At 67.9% G+C, this 16,593-nt stretch carries 11 protein-coding genes; 3 read left to right on the top strand and 8 right to left on the bottom strand.

What is annotated here, in order from left to right:
• Positions 1–106: 106 nt before the first annotated feature.
• Positions 107–3,484, bottom strand: coding sequence for an Rne/Rng family ribonuclease (locus AC6I9V_RS15635; RefSeq protein WP_497900055.1), 3,378 nt, complete (start codon positions 3,482–3,484; stop codon positions 107–109).
• A gap of 475 nt (positions 3,485–3,959) precedes the next feature.
• Between AC6I9V_RS15635 and AC6I9V_RS15630 the strand changes: the two genes are divergently transcribed.
• Complete coding sequence (locus AC6I9V_RS15630) at positions 3,960–4,631, top strand: vitamin K epoxide reductase family protein (protein WP_497900054.1); 672 nt, start codon at positions 3,960–3,962, stop codon at positions 4,629–4,631.
• Between the two features lie 100 nt (positions 4,632–4,731).
• On the opposite strand, the gene ndk is transcribed toward AC6I9V_RS15630, so the two are convergent.
• The 7 genes from ndk to AC6I9V_RS15595 all read right to left on the bottom strand — a co-directional run bounded on the left by ndk (position 4,732) and on the right by AC6I9V_RS15595 (position 13,077).
• Positions 4,732–5,145, bottom strand: a complete 414-nt coding sequence (gene ndk / locus AC6I9V_RS15625) for a nucleoside-diphosphate kinase (protein ID WP_146337356.1) — start codon at positions 5,143–5,145, stop codon at positions 4,732–4,734.
• 39 nt (positions 5,146–5,184) lie between these two features.
• Positions 5,185–5,628 carry a DUF4233 domain-containing protein gene (locus AC6I9V_RS15620; protein WP_146337355.1) on the bottom strand — a complete coding sequence of 148 codons (444 nt, stop codon included), beginning with the start codon at positions 5,626–5,628 and terminating at the stop codon, positions 5,185–5,187.
• Between the two features lie 2 nt (positions 5,629–5,630).
• On the bottom strand, positions 5,631–6,989 hold the full coding sequence (locus tag AC6I9V_RS15615; RefSeq protein ID WP_349411377.1) for a bifunctional folylpolyglutamate synthase/dihydrofolate synthase: 1,359 nt from the start codon (positions 6,987–6,989) through the stop codon (positions 5,631–5,633).
• Between the two features lie 3 nt (positions 6,990–6,992).
• Positions 6,993–10,331, bottom strand: a complete 3,339-nt coding sequence (ileS, locus tag AC6I9V_RS15610; RefSeq protein ID WP_349411378.1) for an isoleucine--tRNA ligase — start codon at positions 10,329–10,331, stop codon at positions 6,993–6,995.
• A 363-nt stretch (positions 10,332–10,694) separates the two neighbouring features.
• Positions 10,695–11,780 (bottom strand): glycerophosphodiester phosphodiesterase family protein, encoded by a 1,086-nt coding sequence (locus tag AC6I9V_RS15605; protein WP_497900053.1) that lies wholly within the window; start codon positions 11,778–11,780, stop codon positions 10,695–10,697.
• Between the two features lie 131 nt (positions 11,781–11,911).
• Positions 11,912–12,700, bottom strand: coding sequence for an SDR family oxidoreductase (locus AC6I9V_RS15600; protein WP_497900052.1), 789 nt, complete (start codon positions 12,698–12,700; stop codon positions 11,912–11,914).
• Positions 12,701–12,717: 17 nt separating this feature from the next.
• Complete coding sequence (locus tag AC6I9V_RS15595) at positions 12,718–13,077, bottom strand: DUF488 domain-containing protein (protein ID WP_349411381.1); 360 nt, start codon at positions 13,075–13,077, stop codon at positions 12,718–12,720.
• A gap of 128 nt (positions 13,078–13,205) precedes the next feature.
• Here AC6I9V_RS15595 and AC6I9V_RS15590 point away from each other — a divergent pair, with 128 nt between their 5' ends.
• Together AC6I9V_RS15590 and valS are read left to right on the top strand one after the other, a co-directional pair.
• The gene (locus AC6I9V_RS15590) at positions 13,206–13,850 is read left to right on the top strand and encodes an SMI1/KNR4 family protein (protein ID WP_497900051.1); all 645 of its coding nucleotides are present in this window, start codon (positions 13,206–13,208) and stop codon (positions 13,848–13,850) included.
• A 108-nt stretch (positions 13,851–13,958) separates the two neighbouring features.
• On the top strand, positions 13,959–16,577 hold the full coding sequence (gene valS, locus AC6I9V_RS15585) for a valine--tRNA ligase (protein ID WP_497900050.1): 2,619 nt from the start codon (positions 13,959–13,961) through the stop codon (positions 16,575–16,577).
• The last annotated feature ends 16 nt before the right edge of the window (positions 16,578–16,593 follow it).

The raw sequence follows: 16,593 nt of genomic DNA, 5'->3' as shown, positions 1-16,593 counted from the left end.
GGTTGTTACCGTGCGCCCGTTAACGAACTCGCGGGTACCGTCCGGGCTCGACGCAATGTTGCGTCTTGCCCGGTCGGTACCCGCGAGTGGCGGCGTCTGCCCGGTGCTACAGCTCCGAAGCGGGAACGCCGACGCCGAGGATGATCGGTTCGCTGGCTGCCGGTTTGGCGGCCACCTTCGCCGGCTCCGGGGCCTTGGCCTCGTGGACCGAACCAGCAGCGGCCGACGGAGCAGTCGCGCGCTGCTGCACGGACGTCTCGTTGGCGGCGCCCTGGGCACGGCTGGCGCTCCGGTTCCGGCGTACCCGGCGCGGCGGGGTGGTGTCCGCGGCGGCGGCCTGCACTACGGGCGCCTTGGCAGCTTCCTGACGGACGGGTGCCTGCGCAGCGGGAGCCTTTGCGGCTTCCTGACGGACGGGTGCCTGCGCAGCGGGAGCCTTTGCGGCTTCCTGCCGGACGGGTGCCTGCGCAGCGAGAGCCTTGGCGGCTTCCTGGCGGGCGGGCGCCTGCGGTTCGCGGGTGCGGGCACTCGGGGCCTGGATCCGTGCGGTCCGGGCGCGTCCCCGGCCACGGGTGGCACGGGACGGCGCCGCGGCGGCGGCTTCGGCGGCTTCCGCTGCAGGGGCCTGCTCGGCGGCCTCAGCTTGGGCTTCGGGTGCTTCCGCGCCCTGTTCCGCTGCCGCCGGCTTGCCGGCCTCGGCGTCGCCCAGGTTGGCGAAGGCCTCGGTGAGCAGGTCCAGGGTCAGCGCCGGCTGCTGCGCTTCCTCGGCGTGCTCGACGAACGGCAGGGCAACCTGCTCGCCGCCGAAGGTCAGCACGGCGGCCGGACGCCCGGCAGCTTCCTCCGTCGAGGCAACTTCCACGGCCGCGTTCAGCGCCGCCTGGCGGGTTTCGGCGTCGGGCGCAGCCGTCGCGTCGCCGTCGTGCAGGTGGGCGGCGTGTGCGGCGGCGGCGATGTTCGCAAGCGCCGCGCGGGTAGCCTCCGCCTTGGCGTGGCGCTCGGCCTCGGTGGGCTCCGGGTGCACTGCAACGGGCGCGGACTGCTCGTCCGAACCCTGGCCACCCCGGCCGCGGCGGCGCTTGCGCTCGGTACGCGCGGCGGGCTGGTGTTCGGCCCGCGGAACATGGTGTTCGGCGGCGACGGTGTTGGCACGGCGGTGCTCGACGGGCTCGTCATGGGTGACAACGCCGCGGCCGGCGCAGGCTTCACACTGTTCGCCGAAGACTTCCAGCAGCCCGGTGCCCATCCGCTTGCGGGTCATCTGCACGAGCCCCAGGGAGGTCACCTCCGCCACCTGGTGCTTGGTCCGGTCGCGGCCCAGGCACTCCACCATGCGGCGCAGCACGAGGTCGCGGTTGGATTCGAGCACCATGTCGATGAAGTCGATCACGATGATGCCGCCGATGTCCCGGAGTCGGAGCTGCCGGACGACTTCCTCGGCCGCTTCCAGGTTGTTCTTGGTGACGGTTTCCTCGAGGTTGCCGCCGCTGCCGGTGAACTTACCGGTGTTGACGTCCACCACGGTCATGGCTTCGGTGCGGTCGATCACGAGCGAGCCGCCGGAGGGCAGGAAGACCTTGCGGTCCAGTGCCTTGTGGATCTGCTCGTCGATGCGCCAGGCCGCGAAGATGTCCGTGTCCTTGGTCCACTTCTCGAGCCGGCCCACCAGGTCCGGAGCCACATAGGTGACGTAGGCCTCGATGGTGTCCCAGGCTTCCTCGCCGGAGACGATCAGCTTGGAGAAGTCTTCGTTGAAGACGTCGCGGACCACCTTGATGGTCAGGTCCGGTTCGCCGTAGAGCAGCTCGGGGGCCAGGATCTTGGTAGACGTGGACTGGCTCTCGATGCCTTCCCACTGGGCGCGCAGACGGTTGATGTCGTGCGTCAGCTCTTCCTCGGAGGCACCCTCGGCGGCGGTGCGGACGATCACGCCGGCGCTCTCCGGCAGTCGGTCCTTGAGGATCCGCTTGAGCCGGTTCCGTTCGACGTCGGGCAGCTTGCGCGAGATGCCGGTCATGGAGCCGCCGGGCACGTACACGAGGTAGCGGCCGGGCAGGGAGATCTGGCTGGTGAGGCGGGCGCCCTTGTGGCCGACGGGGTCCTTGGTGACCTGGACCAGTACGGAGTCCCCGGACTTGAGCGCGTTTTCGATCCGGCGCTGCTTGCCCTCGAGATTGACGGCGTCCCAGTTGACCTCGCCGGCGTAGAGTACGGCGTTGCGGCCGCGTCCGATGTCGACGAACGCGGCTTCCATGGACGGCAGCACGTTCTGGACCTTGCCCAGGTAGACGTTGCCGATCAGGGAGTCCTGCTGGGTCTTGGAGACAAAGTGCTCGGCCAGCACGCCGTCCTCGAGGACGCCGATCTGGATTCTGTCGTCGCGCTGGCGGACGATCATCTGGCGGTCCACGGATTCGCGGCGGGCCAGGAACTCGGCCTCGGTGATGACGGTGCGGCGGCGACCGGTGTCGCGGGACTCGCGGCGGCGCTGCTTCTTGGCCTCGAGGCGGGTGGAGCCCTTGACGGAGGTGACGCGGTTGCTGGGCGGGGCCTCGCTGATCGCGCGCGGGGCCCGGACCCGGGTCACCGTGTTGGGCGGATCGTCGTCCCCGCCGCCGGTCAGTTCGAGGTCCTGGTCGCCGCGGCGGCGACGGCGGCGGCGGCGCGAGGTGACGCCGTCTTCGTGGGTGCCCTCGGTATCTTCACCGGACTCGGCGGCGTCTTCGGTTCCGCCGTCGGCGTCGGTGTCCGCCTCGCCGGCGCGGCTGCGGCCGCGGCGTCCACGGCTGCGACGGCGGCGGCGGCTGCCCGCGTCGTCACCCTCGGCTTCTTCGTCCTCGTCCTCCGTTTCCTCGGCTGCGGCCGGGGAGGGGCGGACGACGGCGGTCAGGTCCGGGGCCTGGAAGATCATCGAGGTGACGGCGCCGGGCGCGAGGAAGAGTGACGGGGCCTCGGTGGCTTCGGGGGTATCCGCTGCAGGGGCGGCCTCTGCTGCGGCGTCAGCGGCAGCGAGGACCGGCTCGGCGGCTGGGACGGATTCGGCCGGCGCCGCGGCGTCCTCGGTTTCCTCGGCCACGGGGGCCGCCTCCTTGGCGCGGGAGGCGCGGCGGCGGACGGGCTTCTCCGGGGCTTCTTCGGCTGCGGGCTGCTCAGCCGGGGCGTCAGCGGGCGCCTCTTCAGCTGCTGCAGCTGATTCGGCTGTGGCGGGCTCTGCTTCGGAGTCGATCTTTTTCCGCGACCGGCTCCGGCGGGCCGGGGCCTTCACCGGTTCGGCTGCCGCGGGGCTGTCGGCGACGGCGTCAGCGACGGCGTCGGACGTGCCGGCCGCTGCTTCTGCGTCCGCAGCGGGGGCTTCCTCCTTGGGCGCGGCCTTGCGCCGGGTCCGGGTGGCCTTCTTCGGCGCCTCCGTTGCTGCGGCGGTTTCCGTTGCTTCCTCGGTAACAGTTGCTTCGTCGTTACCGGCTACAAGCTGGTCATTATCCATATGTGGCGACACTCCTGCCCCTGATGTACCGCCACATCCGGCACCCGCGGGGGCAAATATTTGTCAACACCCGCAGGCATTGACAGAAGTCAATTGAGTACCCCCAGGTTCGCACCGGCAGTGGGGTGCGGCAGCCCTGGAAGGCCGGCGAGATTGTGCTGAACCCGTTGATCTGTACGTCACAACCAGGTGCCGTCCAATGGCATTGCGGGATAGGACGGATCGAGGGACCCGAAGTATGCCCTGCTCATCATTGGCGGTCTTGAAAACAAAGTCGCCGGACTGAGACGCGAATGTGGATCATGTCCCAGCCACGTTCATTGTCTCACAAGAGCCGCCAAAGCCGGGCTAAGCGGGGCATCCGTCCCGCGCCGCGCACCGAACAACGGGTGCCGGCACAACGCCCATCCCGATTCGTCCAGCCTGCGGCGATACAATCGGCCCAAGAGCACCCGACGCGAAGGATCGAGTTCCCATGCCCAGCATTTCCCACGCCCCGGACGATGTGACCGCCGGCGAGCACGCCGCCGGCGCGGCCGAGGCGGAGCGCCCCCTGCCGCCGATGACCCGCGACCGGCCGTTCGCGTGGTTGCTGCTGATCACCGGTGTCGTCGGCTGGCTGGCTTCCGGCACGCTGGTGCTGGAAAAACTGGAAGTCCTGAAGGATCCCGGCCATGTGACGGTGTGCGACGTGAACCCGTGGATCTCGTGCGGCCAGGTGATGCAGACCTGGCAGAGTTCAGTCTTCGGATTCCCCAACATGTTCATCGGCATCGTCGCGTTCGCCGTCATCATCACCACCGCCATGGGCCTCCTCGCCGGCGCCAGGTTCGCCCGCTGGTACTGGCTCGGCCTGCAGGCCGGTGTCACCCTGGGCTTCGCCTTTGTGGTGTGGCTCTGGTCGCAGGCGCTCTACTCCATCCACATCCTGTGCCCGTTCTGCATGATCGTCTGGGCCGCAATGATCCCGCTGTTCGTCTGGGTGACCGTCCGCAACGTCAGCCACGGCGTCATCCCGATGCCCTCCGCCGCAGCCCGCATCCTCGGCGACTCCGGCTGGATCCTTACGGCCCTGCTCTACGTCGCCGTGGTCGCCACCATCTTCTTCGCCTTCATCCAGGTCTTCATCGGCACCTCCGGCTACTGAGGAGACGGACCCGGATTAACCGCCGCGAGGTGACAGTTGAGGCCAATGTTCGCGTTGAACATTGGCCTCAGCTGTCACCTCGCTGGGGTGCTGCTGGTTCCTAGAACCAGATCTTGATCTCGCGTTCGGCGGACTCGGCCGAGTCGGAGCCGTGGACCAGGTTCTGCTGGACCTTGACGCCCCAGTCGCGGCCGAAGTCGCCGCGGATGGTGCCGGGCGCCGCCGTCGTCGGGTCGGTGGTGCCGGCGAGGGAACGGAAGCCCTCGATCACGCGGTGGCCCTCGAAGATCGCGGCCACCACCGGGCCGCTGAGCATAAACTCGACCAGCGGCTCGTAGAACGGCTTGCCCACGTGCTCCTCGTAGTGCTGCTCGAGGAGTTCGCGGGTCGCGTTGACCTTCTTGAGTTCGGCCAGGGTATAGCCCTTGGCTTCGATCCGGGCGATGATGCTGCCGGTCAGGTTGCGGGCGACGCCGTCGGGCTTGACCAGGACGAGGGTGCGCTCAATGCTCACAGCTGCTCCAATGTGGTTGGGGTGGGGTTCGGGACAAGTCTAGTTGCTTTGGCCGTCGGGGTTCGCGGCGTCCCAGGCTGCCTGCTCGCGTTCGCGCTGGGCAGCCTCGCGGTCGATCCGGATGCCGGTCCGGATGCCGTACCACCAGGTGATGGCGAAGAGGCCGCCGACCACGTACATTGTGGGCTCCACGATGCCGGTGAGGATCAGCAGTATCTGCAGGATCCAGCCCAGGGCCACGCCCCACGGCTTCGAGAGCACGGCGCAGGTCAGCACGAGCACCACGCTCAGTCCGATGCCGACGCCGAACACAAGCAGCGGCGGCAGTTCCCCGCGCCGCAGCCCGAAGACCGCGAGGGTGCCGAAGAGCGCCACAAAGGCCTCCAGCAGCAGCACGGTCGAGGCGAACATAACTTTGGTGGAGCGGCGCTTTTTGGGCATGCCCGGGCGCCATTCGCGCTGGGCCTTGGTAAGTCTGGCCATGGTTACGCCTCGGGCTTTCCGAGCAGGATCCGGGCCTCGGCCACGAGCGTGATGGAGCCGGTGACAAGGATGCCGCCAGCCAGGTCCTCGTTGGACTCGGCCCTCTCCACGGCCCATTCGAGGGCGTCGTCGAGCTTCTCGGCGACGTGGATGTTGTCCTCACCGAAACCCAGGTCCATCGCCAGCTCGGCGAGGTCCTCGGCCGGTACGGCGCGGGGCGAGTTGGACTGGGTGAAGCAGTACTCCGAGGCGAGGTCGCCCAGCGATTCCTTGAGCTGGCGGAGGATCTCCTCGGCGTCCTTTTCCTTCAGCACACCGACCACCACCACGAGCTTGCTGAAGCTGAAGGCCTCGTGGATGGCCTCGGCGGAGACCCGGATGCCCTCCGGGTTGTGCGCGGCGTCCACAATGATGGTCGGCGCGGTGCGGAGCACCTCCAGCCGGCCCGGGGAGCTGACTGAGGCGAAGGCTTCCTGCAGCACCTCGGCGTCGAGCGGCTTTTCGGCGCCGAAGAAGGCCTCCAGCGCGGCGATCGCGACGGCGGCGTTCTCGGCCTGGTGCGCCCCGTGCAGCGGCACCAGCAGGTCCTCGTAACGGCCGGCGATGCCCTGGATGGTCACCATCTGGCCGCCGACGGCCACGTTGCGGGACTCGACGCCGAATTCCACGCCTTCGAACCGGAACGGCACGTTGGTTTCCTTGGCCTTGTCCAGCAGGACCTGGGCCGCGTCGACGGGCTGCGCCGCGCTGACCAGGAAGCCGCCGGGCTTGATGATGCCGGCCTTTTCGTAGGCGATCTCCTCGGTGGTCTCGCCCAGCAGTTCGGTGTGGTCCAGTGAAATCGGGGTGATGACGGCGACCTGGCCGTCGCCGACGTTGGTCGCGTCGGTAATGCCGCCCAGGCCCACCTCGATGACGGCCACGTTGACCGGCTGGTCCGCGAAGACGGCGAAGCCCAGGATGGTCAGGCACTCGAAGTAGGTCAGCCGGGGCTGGCCCTCGGCTTCGAGCTCGCCGTCCACGATCTCCAGGTAGGGCCGGATTTCGTCCCAGATCCGGACGAAGGTCTCGTCCGGCACCGGCTCGCCGTCGATACTGATCCGCTCGGTGACCTTGGACAGGTGCGGGCTGGTGTAGCGGCCGGTGCTCAGGCCGTGGGCGCGCAGGCCGGCCTCGATCATCCGGGCGGTGGAGGTCTTGCCGTTGGTGCCGGTGACGTGGATGATCGGGAACGCCTTGTTCGGCTCCCCCAGGATGTCCATGGCCCGGTGCAGCGGTGCCAGCCGCGGCTCCATCTTGTTTTCCGGCGCCCGGCCCAGCAGCTCGGCGTAGACGCTCTCTACGGAAAATTCGTCGGTCATGGATTAGGCCTCTATCTTTTCGACGGTGATCTGCAGTTCGGTGCCGTCTCCGTTGGAGGACAAGCCGAGCTCCATCGTGAGGGTTTCGGTGACCACCAGGTTTTCGTGGGCTTTCACGGCGTCGACGACGTCCATCGTGGCGGTGACGTTGGTCCGGATCCGGTCGCTGACGTTCAAGCCGGCATCCTTGCGGGCCTGCTGGATGGCGCGGACCATGTCACGGGCGATGCCTTCGGCTTCCAGTTCCGGGGTGACCTCGGTGTTGAGGACCACGAACCCGCCCCCGGGCAGGACGGCCGCTGCGCGCGAGCCTTCACCCTCCGCGGCTTCCGCCACGACGGTTTCCAAGGTGTACTCCTGCGGTTCCAGGGTCAGGCCGCCGGCGGTGACGACGCCGGCGTCGTCGACGCTCCAGTCGCCGGACTTGGAGCCCTTGATGGCCTGCTGGACGTTTTTGCCCAGGCGCGGGCCGGCGGCCCGGGCGTTGACCACGAGCTTCTGTTCGATGCCGAATTCCTCCGGGGAGGCGCTCTCGGCGTCGAGCAGGCGCACGGAGCGCAGGTTCAGTTCATCGGCGACGACGGCGGCGAAGCCTTCCAGCGCGCCTGCGCCGGGTGCCACCACGGTGAGTTCCTGCAGCGGCAGGCGCACACGGAGGTTGGCGGCCTTGCGCAGCGAGGAGCCGGTGGAGCAGATGTGCTGCACCCGGTTCATCGCCTCGACGAGTTCCGGGTTGGCCGGGAAGAGGTCCGCGTCCGGCCAGTCGGCCAGGTGTACGGAGCGCCCGCCGGTGAGGCCGCGCCAGATCTCCTCGGAGACCAGCGGCAGCAGCGACGCCGCGACCCGGCAGACCGTTTCCACTGCGGTGTAGAGCGCGTCGAAAGCGTCGACGTTCTCGTCGAAGAAGCGCTGGCGGCTGCGCCGGACGTACCAGTTGGTGAGCATGTCCAGGTAGCCGCGCAGCTCGTCGCAGGCGCCGGAGATGTCGTAGCTGTCCAGCTGCGCGGTCATGTTCCGGACGAGGTCGCCGGTGTTGGCCATCAAGTACTGGTCCAGGGTGTCGGCGTAGCCGTCGTAGCGGAGCTTAGCGTCGTAGCCTGCGCCGCCTGTGGCGGCGTTGGTGTACAGCGTGAAGAAGCTGTACACGTTCCACAGCGGCAGGATGACCTGGCGGACGCCGTCGCGGATGCCCTGTTCGGTGACCACGAGGTTGCCGCCGCGCAGGATGGGGCTGGACATCAGGAACCAGCGCATCGCGTCGGAGCCGTCGCGGTCCAGGACCTCGGAGACGTCAGGGTAGTTGCGCAGGCTCTTGGACATTTTCTGCCCGTCCGAGCCCAGCACGATGCCGTGGCTGATGACGTTGCGGAAGGCCGGCCGGTCAAACAGTGCGGTGGAGAGGATGTGCAGCATGTAGAACCAGCCGCGGGTCTGGCCGATGTACTCGACGATGAAGTCCGCCGGGTTGTGGGTGTCGAACCATTCCTCGTTCTGGAACGGGTAGTGCACCTGGCCGTAGGGCATGGAGCCGGAGTCGAACCAGACGTCCAGGACGTCCTCGACGCGGCGCATCACGGACTGGCCCTCCTCCGGGGTGCGCGGGTCGTCCGGGTTGGGCCGGGTCAGTTCGTCGATGAACGGCCGGTGCAGGTCCACCTGGCCGGCCTTGTTCAGCGGCAGCCGACCGAAATCGGCTTCGATCTCGGCGAGCGAGCCGTAGACGTCGGTGCGCGGGTAGTCCGGGTCGGTGGACTGCCAGACAGGGATGGGGCTGCCCCAGTAGCGGTTGCGGCTGATGGACCAGTCGCGGGCATTGGCGAGCCATTTGCCGAACTGGCCGTCCTTGACGTTGCCCGGGATCCAGTTGATCTCCTGGTTCAGCTCGGACATGCGGTCCTTGAACTTGGTGACCTCGACGTACCAGGAGGAGACGGCGCGGTAGATCAGCGGGTTGCGGCAGCGCCAGCAGTGCGGGTAGCTGTGCTCGTAGCTGGCCTGGCGGACCAGGCGGCCCTGGGCGCGGAGCACCTGGGTGATGGGCTTGTTGGCCTCGAAGACCTGGAGCCCGGCGATCTCGGCGAGGTCGCCGTGGCCGAAGAGCGGCAGGAACTTCGCGCCCTCGTCCACCGAGAGGACCACGGGGATGCCGGCCTCTTCACAGACCTTCTGGTCGTCCTCGCCGTAGGCGGGCGCCTGGTGGACGATGCCGGTGCCGTCGGTGGTGGTGACGTAGTCGGCCACGAGGAAGCGCCAGGCGTTCTCGGTGCCGTACTTCTCGGCGTCGTGGAAGTAGTCCCAGAGCGGTTCGTAGCTCAGGCCCTCGAGCTCGGCACCGGTGTGGCGGGAAGTGACGGCGGCCTCGGCGGCGGTCGCGCCCTCGACGCCGTCGCCGTAGCCGAGGTCCTTGGCGTAGGCGCCCAGCAGGTCCGCGGCGAGCAGGAAGCTTCCGCTGACCGGGGCGTCGGCCGCGGCGGCCTTGATTCCGTTGGGGCCGGCGGGCAGCACGACGTAGTTAATGGCAGGCCCGACGGCGAGCGCCAGGTTGGTGGGCAGCGTCCAGGGCGTGGTGGTCCAGGCGAGCGCCTGCACGCCGGCGAGCTGCCGGGAAAGCTCCGACTCCCCCGCCGTGATCGGGAAGGTGACCGTGACGGTCTGGTCCTGGCGGTTCTTGTAAACGTCGTCGTCCATGCGCAGTTCATGGTTGGACAGCGGCGTCTCGTCCTTCCAGCAGTACGGCAGCACCCGGTAGCCGTTGTAGGTCAGGCCCTTCTCGTGCAGCTGCTTGAAGGCCCAGAGCACGGACTCCATGTACTCGACGTTGAGCGTCTTGTAGTCGTTCTCGAAGTCCACCCACCGGGCCTGGCGGGTGACGTAGCTCTTCCACTCGTCGGCGTACTTCATGACCGAGGCACGGCAGGCGTCATTGAACTTGTCGATGCCCATGGCCTCGATCTGGGTCTTGTCCGTCATGCCGAGCTGCTTCATGGCTTCCAGCTCGGCGGGCAGCCCGTGGGTGTCCCAGCCGAAGCGGCGCTCCACCCTGCGGCCGCGCTGGGTCTGGTAGCGGCCCACGAGGTCCTTGGCGTAGCCGGTCAGCAGGTGGCCGTAGTGCGGCAGGCCGTTGGCGAAGGGCGGGCCGTCGTAGAAGACAAACTCATTGGATCCGTCCTTACCGGCATCGCGCTGGTCAATGCTGGCCTGGAAGGTGCCGTCCTGGTCCCAGTACTTCAGGATGCGCTCTTCGATCTCCGGGAACTTCACGGAGGCGGACACGCCAGTGGTGTTGGAGGCGGAGGTGCTGGCGCCTGCGGGTGCGGCGGAGGCCTTGGGGTAATGGGTCATCTCGACATCCTGGGTTGAGCTGGTGAATAGCGGGATTCATTCAGGATGCGAGGACGGCTCCTGTGTTGTTTCACCAACACCGGCACCGCGGTACCACCTCACTTACCGTCCCCGGTCCCGTCCTTCCTCTAAGAATCCAAAGGAAAGCGCTGCACCGGCGTCGGCCGCTCGTTGACTGCTGTGACGGGCTTACCCGTCCGGTTCTACCGGCCCTGGCGCGGTATGTTTGCCGCGCCGGAGCGTTCTTCCGGAAGCTCACCGGTGATGGCCGGGTCAAAGCTGATACGTCGATGTTACCGGAAGTCCCCGTGTTTCACTGCCCGGCGGACCAGCCACCGGGCAGTGAAACACGACGCCTGCACCTTAGTGGGCGGCCTGCAGCTCGAAGGCCTTGGGCAGTTTCATGCCGGACTCGGCCATGACGTCGCGGAGCATGTTCGGGTAATCGGTGATGAGTCCATCGACGCCGTCGGCGATCAGGGCCCGCATGGTGGGCTTGTCATCGACGGTCCACGGGATGACCTGCATGCCGGCCGCGTGGGCGCGCTGCACCATATCCGGGGTGACGTAGGGGACGTAGTTGGCGTCGGTGACCTTGCCGTTCTGCGGGCTACCGTGCACCGGGGAGATGGCGTTGAAGTGCAGGGACGCAGCCGCGGCGACCAGGTCGCCGCCGAAGTCGTCGGCGTCGATGCCGCCAAGCCACGGGGACTTGCCGGGCTGGCCGACCTGCAGGAAGTCCTTATTGGTCAGTGCCACGGTCGGGATCTGGGGTTGCTGCTGCTGGACCAGGCGCAGCGCGCCCCAGTCGAAGCTTTCGATCGAGACACGGCTCTGCATGTGCGCCTTGTTGATTTCGCGCAGGGCGACCTCGACGAACTGTTCGCGGGGTGCGGTCTGCTCGGGGGCGCCGGCTTCGACCTTGGTCTCGATGTTGAATCTCACCTGGCTGGCGTGGTGGGCGTCCGTCATGGCGAACACCTCGGCGAGGGTGGGCATCTTGGCGCCCGGGGAGGCCTGCTGCCCGGGGAACTGCGGCAGGGTGAGCGAGCCGCAGTCCAGGCTGCGGACCTGGTCGAAGGTGAGGTCCTTGATGTACTTGCCCACATACGGGAACTGCGGGTCATTCGGGGTGACCGGTGCCGTGTCCAGGCACTTCTGGCCGCTGATCTTGCGGTCATGGGTGATGACTTCGCGGCCGTCCTTGGTGATCTGGAGGTCCATTTCGAGGGTGGCGACTCCGGTCTCGATCCCCTTGGCGAAGGACGCCAGGGTCGATTCGACAGTCAGTCCGATCCCGCCGCGGTGTGCCTGAAGGTCGAAGTGGTTGTCTCCGCCGGCCGCGGAGGTGCCGCCGGCGTTGGTGTCGGCCGCCTGGGCCGGGACGGAGGAGGCGAGCAGCAGGGCTGCGCTGAGTACGGCAGCGCCCAACTTGGTCGTGTTGCGCATGGGAATGGATCTCCACTCTGGTGGTGTGCAGTTGCACCAGCCACCGTGCCCTCCCCCGGCCAACGCCCGGCCACCCCTTCCCGGCCCCCGGGCGACGCCGGGGTGAACGTCCGGGGCCGCCCCAGGCCCCGTCAGCCCTTGCGGATCACCTTGAAGTTGGACGCCTGCGCCACCGGGCGGATCACGATCTGGTCCAGGTTGACGTGGTGCGGCGCGGTCACGGCGAAGCGGACGACGTCGGCGACGTCACCGGCTGTGAGCGGCTTCTCCACCCCGGCGTAGACCTTCTCCGCGGCACCGGCGTCGCCGAGCCGGTTCAGCGAGAACTCCTCGGTCTGCACCATGCCGGGGGCCACCTCGATCACACGGAGGTTGTGTTCGGCCTCCTCCAGCCGCAACGCGCCGGTGAGGGCGTGCTGGGCGAACTTCGCGGCGTTGTAACCGCCGCCGCCCTCATAGGCGGACAGGCCCGCCGTCGACGTCAGGTTCAGCACGGTGCCCTCGCCGCAGGCCCGCAGCATCGGCAGGAACGCCCGGGTGAGCTTCATGGTGCCGAGCACGTTGACCTCGTACATCCAGGCCCAGTCCTCGGTCTTGGCCTCGGCCACCTTGTCCGCGCCGCGGGCGCCGCCGGCGATGTTGACCAGCGTGTCGATGCCGCCGGCGCGGGTCACCTCCTCCACCAGCCGGGCGACGTCGGCGTCGTCGGTCACATCGGCGGGGAGCGCGACGGAGCCGGTCTCGGCGGCGAGCGCCTCAAGCCGCTCGGCGCGGCGGGCGACGGCGAACACGGTCCAGCCCTCCTGGCGGAGGGCCCTCACCGTGGCCTCGCCGATGCCGGTGCTGGCGCCGGTGACTACTGCTGCTTTGGCTGCTGGTGCTGTATTTGCAGTTCGTGCGATGTCGATTTCCTCAGTCATGGCACCACCCTAGCGGTTCAGCGCTGCAGGAACTCCAACAGCACCCGGGCGTGGTTGGTCTCCGGATCCCGGGCGCCGAACAGCAGGGACACCTTGCCGTGCTCCGCGGCCAGGTCCCGCAGCGTCTGCACCGCGGGGTTGGTTTCGAGTTCGGCCTCGTAGGCGGCGCGGAAGTCGGTGAAGCGTTCCTGCATGTGCGCGAATTCGGTCCGCAGGGGCGGGGAGGGCGCTACTTCCTTGAGCCACAGCTGAAGCTGCGCGCGGTCCTTGCTGACGCCGCGCGGCCAGAGCCGGTCCACCAGGACCCGGCAGCCGTCGTCATCCGCGGGTTCGTCATAGATGCGCTTGATCGCGAAGGTCCCGGCAAAAGTCTCCATCTGCGCATGCTACGCCGGAACGCGGATCATGGGCCGTGTTTATTGATGGCAGGAGCGCGTAGATTCACGCCATGGGGACACGGGAACTCTGGGCGGGCATTGTTGACTGGCTGAGTCAAAATGCACCTGTGACGGCTGAAACCATCCGGGCGCCGGCACCGGAAAATCTGGTCCGTTCGTTGGAACAGATTGTGCCCGGCGGGTGGCCGGACGAGCTGTCGGCCCTGTACCGCCTGTTCGACGGGGCAGAATTGTCGCCGGCGGCGAACATATTCCCGAGGTATCGGCCCCTTCCCTTGGAGGAAAGCAGGAGTTTGCGGGAGATGATGCTTGGCATCTGGGCGCAGGTTGGGGAGGTCATGAACGCAGAATTCGAACGTGAAAGAATCTCCCCCCGATACCGAAACTTGAGGGCGTTCCAGGCGGCCAACAGCAGCGACCCTTTGCCCGAACCCCACAAACCCTACGACCCGGCACGGGTGGAAGCTGATGAGGCAGGTACCCAAGCTTTTATGTTCCTCGCTTCCTTCCTGCCGATCTGCGACAACAACGCCGGCGACTTCCTGTTCGTCGATCTCAGGCCAGGGCGGCAGCACGGCTGCGTCAGCGAGTATTTCAAGGGCGAGGCCGACTGGCGCCCAGCGATTTGGCCGTCCGTTGACGCCCTCCTGGCGGACACACTTTCGAGCCTAAGAGACGGACGGCCAGCATTCTCGGGGCGGCCCATGGTGACAAGCGGCAGTTTGCGGTGGGAATTCGTCGTGGGGCGCTAGCAGCGAATCCGGCTGACGGCGGCCTGGTCGCCTCCCGCATCACCCCTAAGGTCCTCCCACCGGCAGGCCATTGCGCCCGCCCGCGGCCGGGCGTGAAAGAATTGGCCCATGGCTGAAGACACGCAGGGTACAGACACGCCCACCACCGCCCCCATCAACGTTCCGGACAAGCCCGCCCTCGAGGGGCTCGAAGCCGCCCTCACCCGGCGCTGGCTTGACGAAGGGACCTACAAGTTCAACCGGGAGACCACCCGGGAGCAGGTCTACTCGATCGACACTCCCCCGCCCACCGCATCGGGGTCCCTGCACGTGGGGCACATGTTCTCCTACACCCAGACCGACGTCCTGGCCCGCTACCAGCGGATGACCGGCAAGAACGTCTTCTACCCGATGGGCTGGGACGACAACGGCCTGCCCACCGAGCGGCGGGTGCAGAACTACTACGGCGTGCGCTGCGATCCGGCCATCCCCTACGACGCCGGTTACCGGCCGCCGGCGGAGCCCGCCAAGAACCAGCGCGACTTCGACGTCGTCTCGCGCCGGAACTTCATCGAACTCTGCGAGGAACTCGCCGTCGAGGACGAGAAGGTCTTTGAAAACCTGTTCCAGACCCTCGGCCTGTCCGTCGACTGGGACCTGACCTACCGCACCATCGACGACAAGTCCCGCGCCATCTCCCAGCGCGCCTTCTTGGCGAACCTTGCCGCCGGCGACGCCTACATGGCGGAGGCGCCCACCCTGTGGGACGTCACCTTCCGCACCGCGGTGGCCCAGGCCGAGCTGGAGGACCGCGAGGTCGCCGGCGCTTACTACCGCTACCCGTTCTTCACCGAGGACGGCGAAAAGATCTACATCGAGACCACCCGCCCCGAGCTGCTGGCCGCCTGCGCCGCGCTGGTGGCGAACCCCGATGACGAGCGGTACCAGCCGCTGTTCGGCAAGAAGGTCACCTCTCCCCTCTTCGGCGTCGAGGTGGAGGTCAAGGCCCACCACCTCGCGAAGGCGGACAAGGGCTCCGGCATCGCCATGGTCTGCACCTTCGGCGACCTGACCGACGTGACCTGGTGGCGTGAACTGCAGCTGCCCACCCGCGCGATCGTGGGCCGCGACGGCCGAATCGTCGGCGAAACCCCGGAGTGGATCACCACCGGGGAAGGCCGCGCCGCGTTCGAAGCGATCGCCGGCAAGACCGTCTTCAGCGCCAAGGAGGCCGTGGTGGAACAGCTTGCCGCCGCGGACCTGCTCGACGGCGAGCCCAAGAAGATCATGCACCCGGTGAACTTCTTCGAAAAGGGCGACAAGCCCCTTGAGGTCGTGACCTCGCGCCAGTGGTACATCCGCAACGGCGGCCGCGACGAGGAGCGGCGCGAACGCCTGATCGGTCGCGGCAACGAGATCGAGTTCCACCCGTCGTTTATGCGCTCGCGTTACGAGAACTGGATCACCGGCCTCAACGGCGACTGGCTGGTCTCCCGCCAGCGGTTCTTCGGCGTGCCGGTGCCGGTCTGGTACCCGCTTGATGCCGACGGCAACCCGGACTATGACGCGCCCATCCTGCCGACCGACGGCCAGCTCCCGGTGGATCCCGCCGCGGACGCGGCCCCCGGCTACGAGGAAGCCCAGCGCGATGTGCCGGGCGGCTTCACCGGCGACGCCGACGTCCTGGACACCTGGGCCACCTCCTCGCTGACCCCGCAGATCGTGGGCGGCTGGAGCACCGACGAGGCGCTCTTCGCCAAGGTCTTCCCGTTCGACGTGCGCCCGCAGGCCCACGACATCATCCGGACCTGGCTGTTCTCAACCGCCGTCCGTGCCGATGCCCTCCAGGACGTCGCGCCGTGGAAGCACGCCGCGATCTCCGGCTGGATCCTCGACCCGGACCGGAAGAAGATGTCCAAGTCCAAGGGCAACGTGATCGTCCCGACCGACGTGCTCAACGAATACGGCTCGGACGCCGTCCGGTACTGGGCGGCCTCGGCCAAGCTCGGTGCGGACACCGCCTACGAGATCGCGCAGATGAAGATCGGCCGCCGGCTGGCGATCAAGCTGCTCAACGCGTCCAAGTTCGTGCTGAATCTGGGCGCCACCGAGAACTCGGTAGTCTCCGCGGACCTGTCAGTGCTGACCAATCCCCTCGACCGCGCCGTGCTGGCGCAGCTCTCCGAGGTTGTCCAGCAGGCCACCAAGGCGTTCGAGAACTACGACTACGCCCGGGCCCTGCAGATCACCGAGAGCTTCTTCTGGCACTTCACGGACGACTACGTGGAGCTGATCAAGGACCGCGCCTACGGTGCCGCCGGCAAGGCCGAGCAGGCGTCCGTGCTGGCCGCGCTGGCCACCAGCCTGGACACCCTGCTGCGGCTCTTCGCGCCGTACCTGCCGTTCGCGACGGAGGAAGTCTGGGGCTGGTGGCGGACCGGCTCGGTGCACCGCGCACAGTGGCCCTCCCCCGTGGAGATCGACGGCGACACCACCCTGCTCGCCACGGTGGGAACGGCGCTGGGGGGCATCCGCAAGGCCAAGTCCGAGGCCAAGGTCAAGCAGCGCACCGAGGTGCTCTCCGCGACCATCACGGCGTCGGAGTCCCTCACGGCCCAGCTGAAGGCAGGCCTGGGCGACCTCAAGGCCGCGGCCAACGCCCGTGAGCTGGCGCTGGTGGCCGGCGAGGGTGAACTGAGCGTGAGCGACGTCGTCCTGGCCCCCGCGGAGGAGCCGGGCCAGGCGTAACGCCCGGTACCGCAGT

This window comes from Arthrobacter sp. SlRoot2-15, from assembly GCF_059739345.1.
This window is presented reverse-complemented; position numbering and strand designations above follow the sequence as displayed.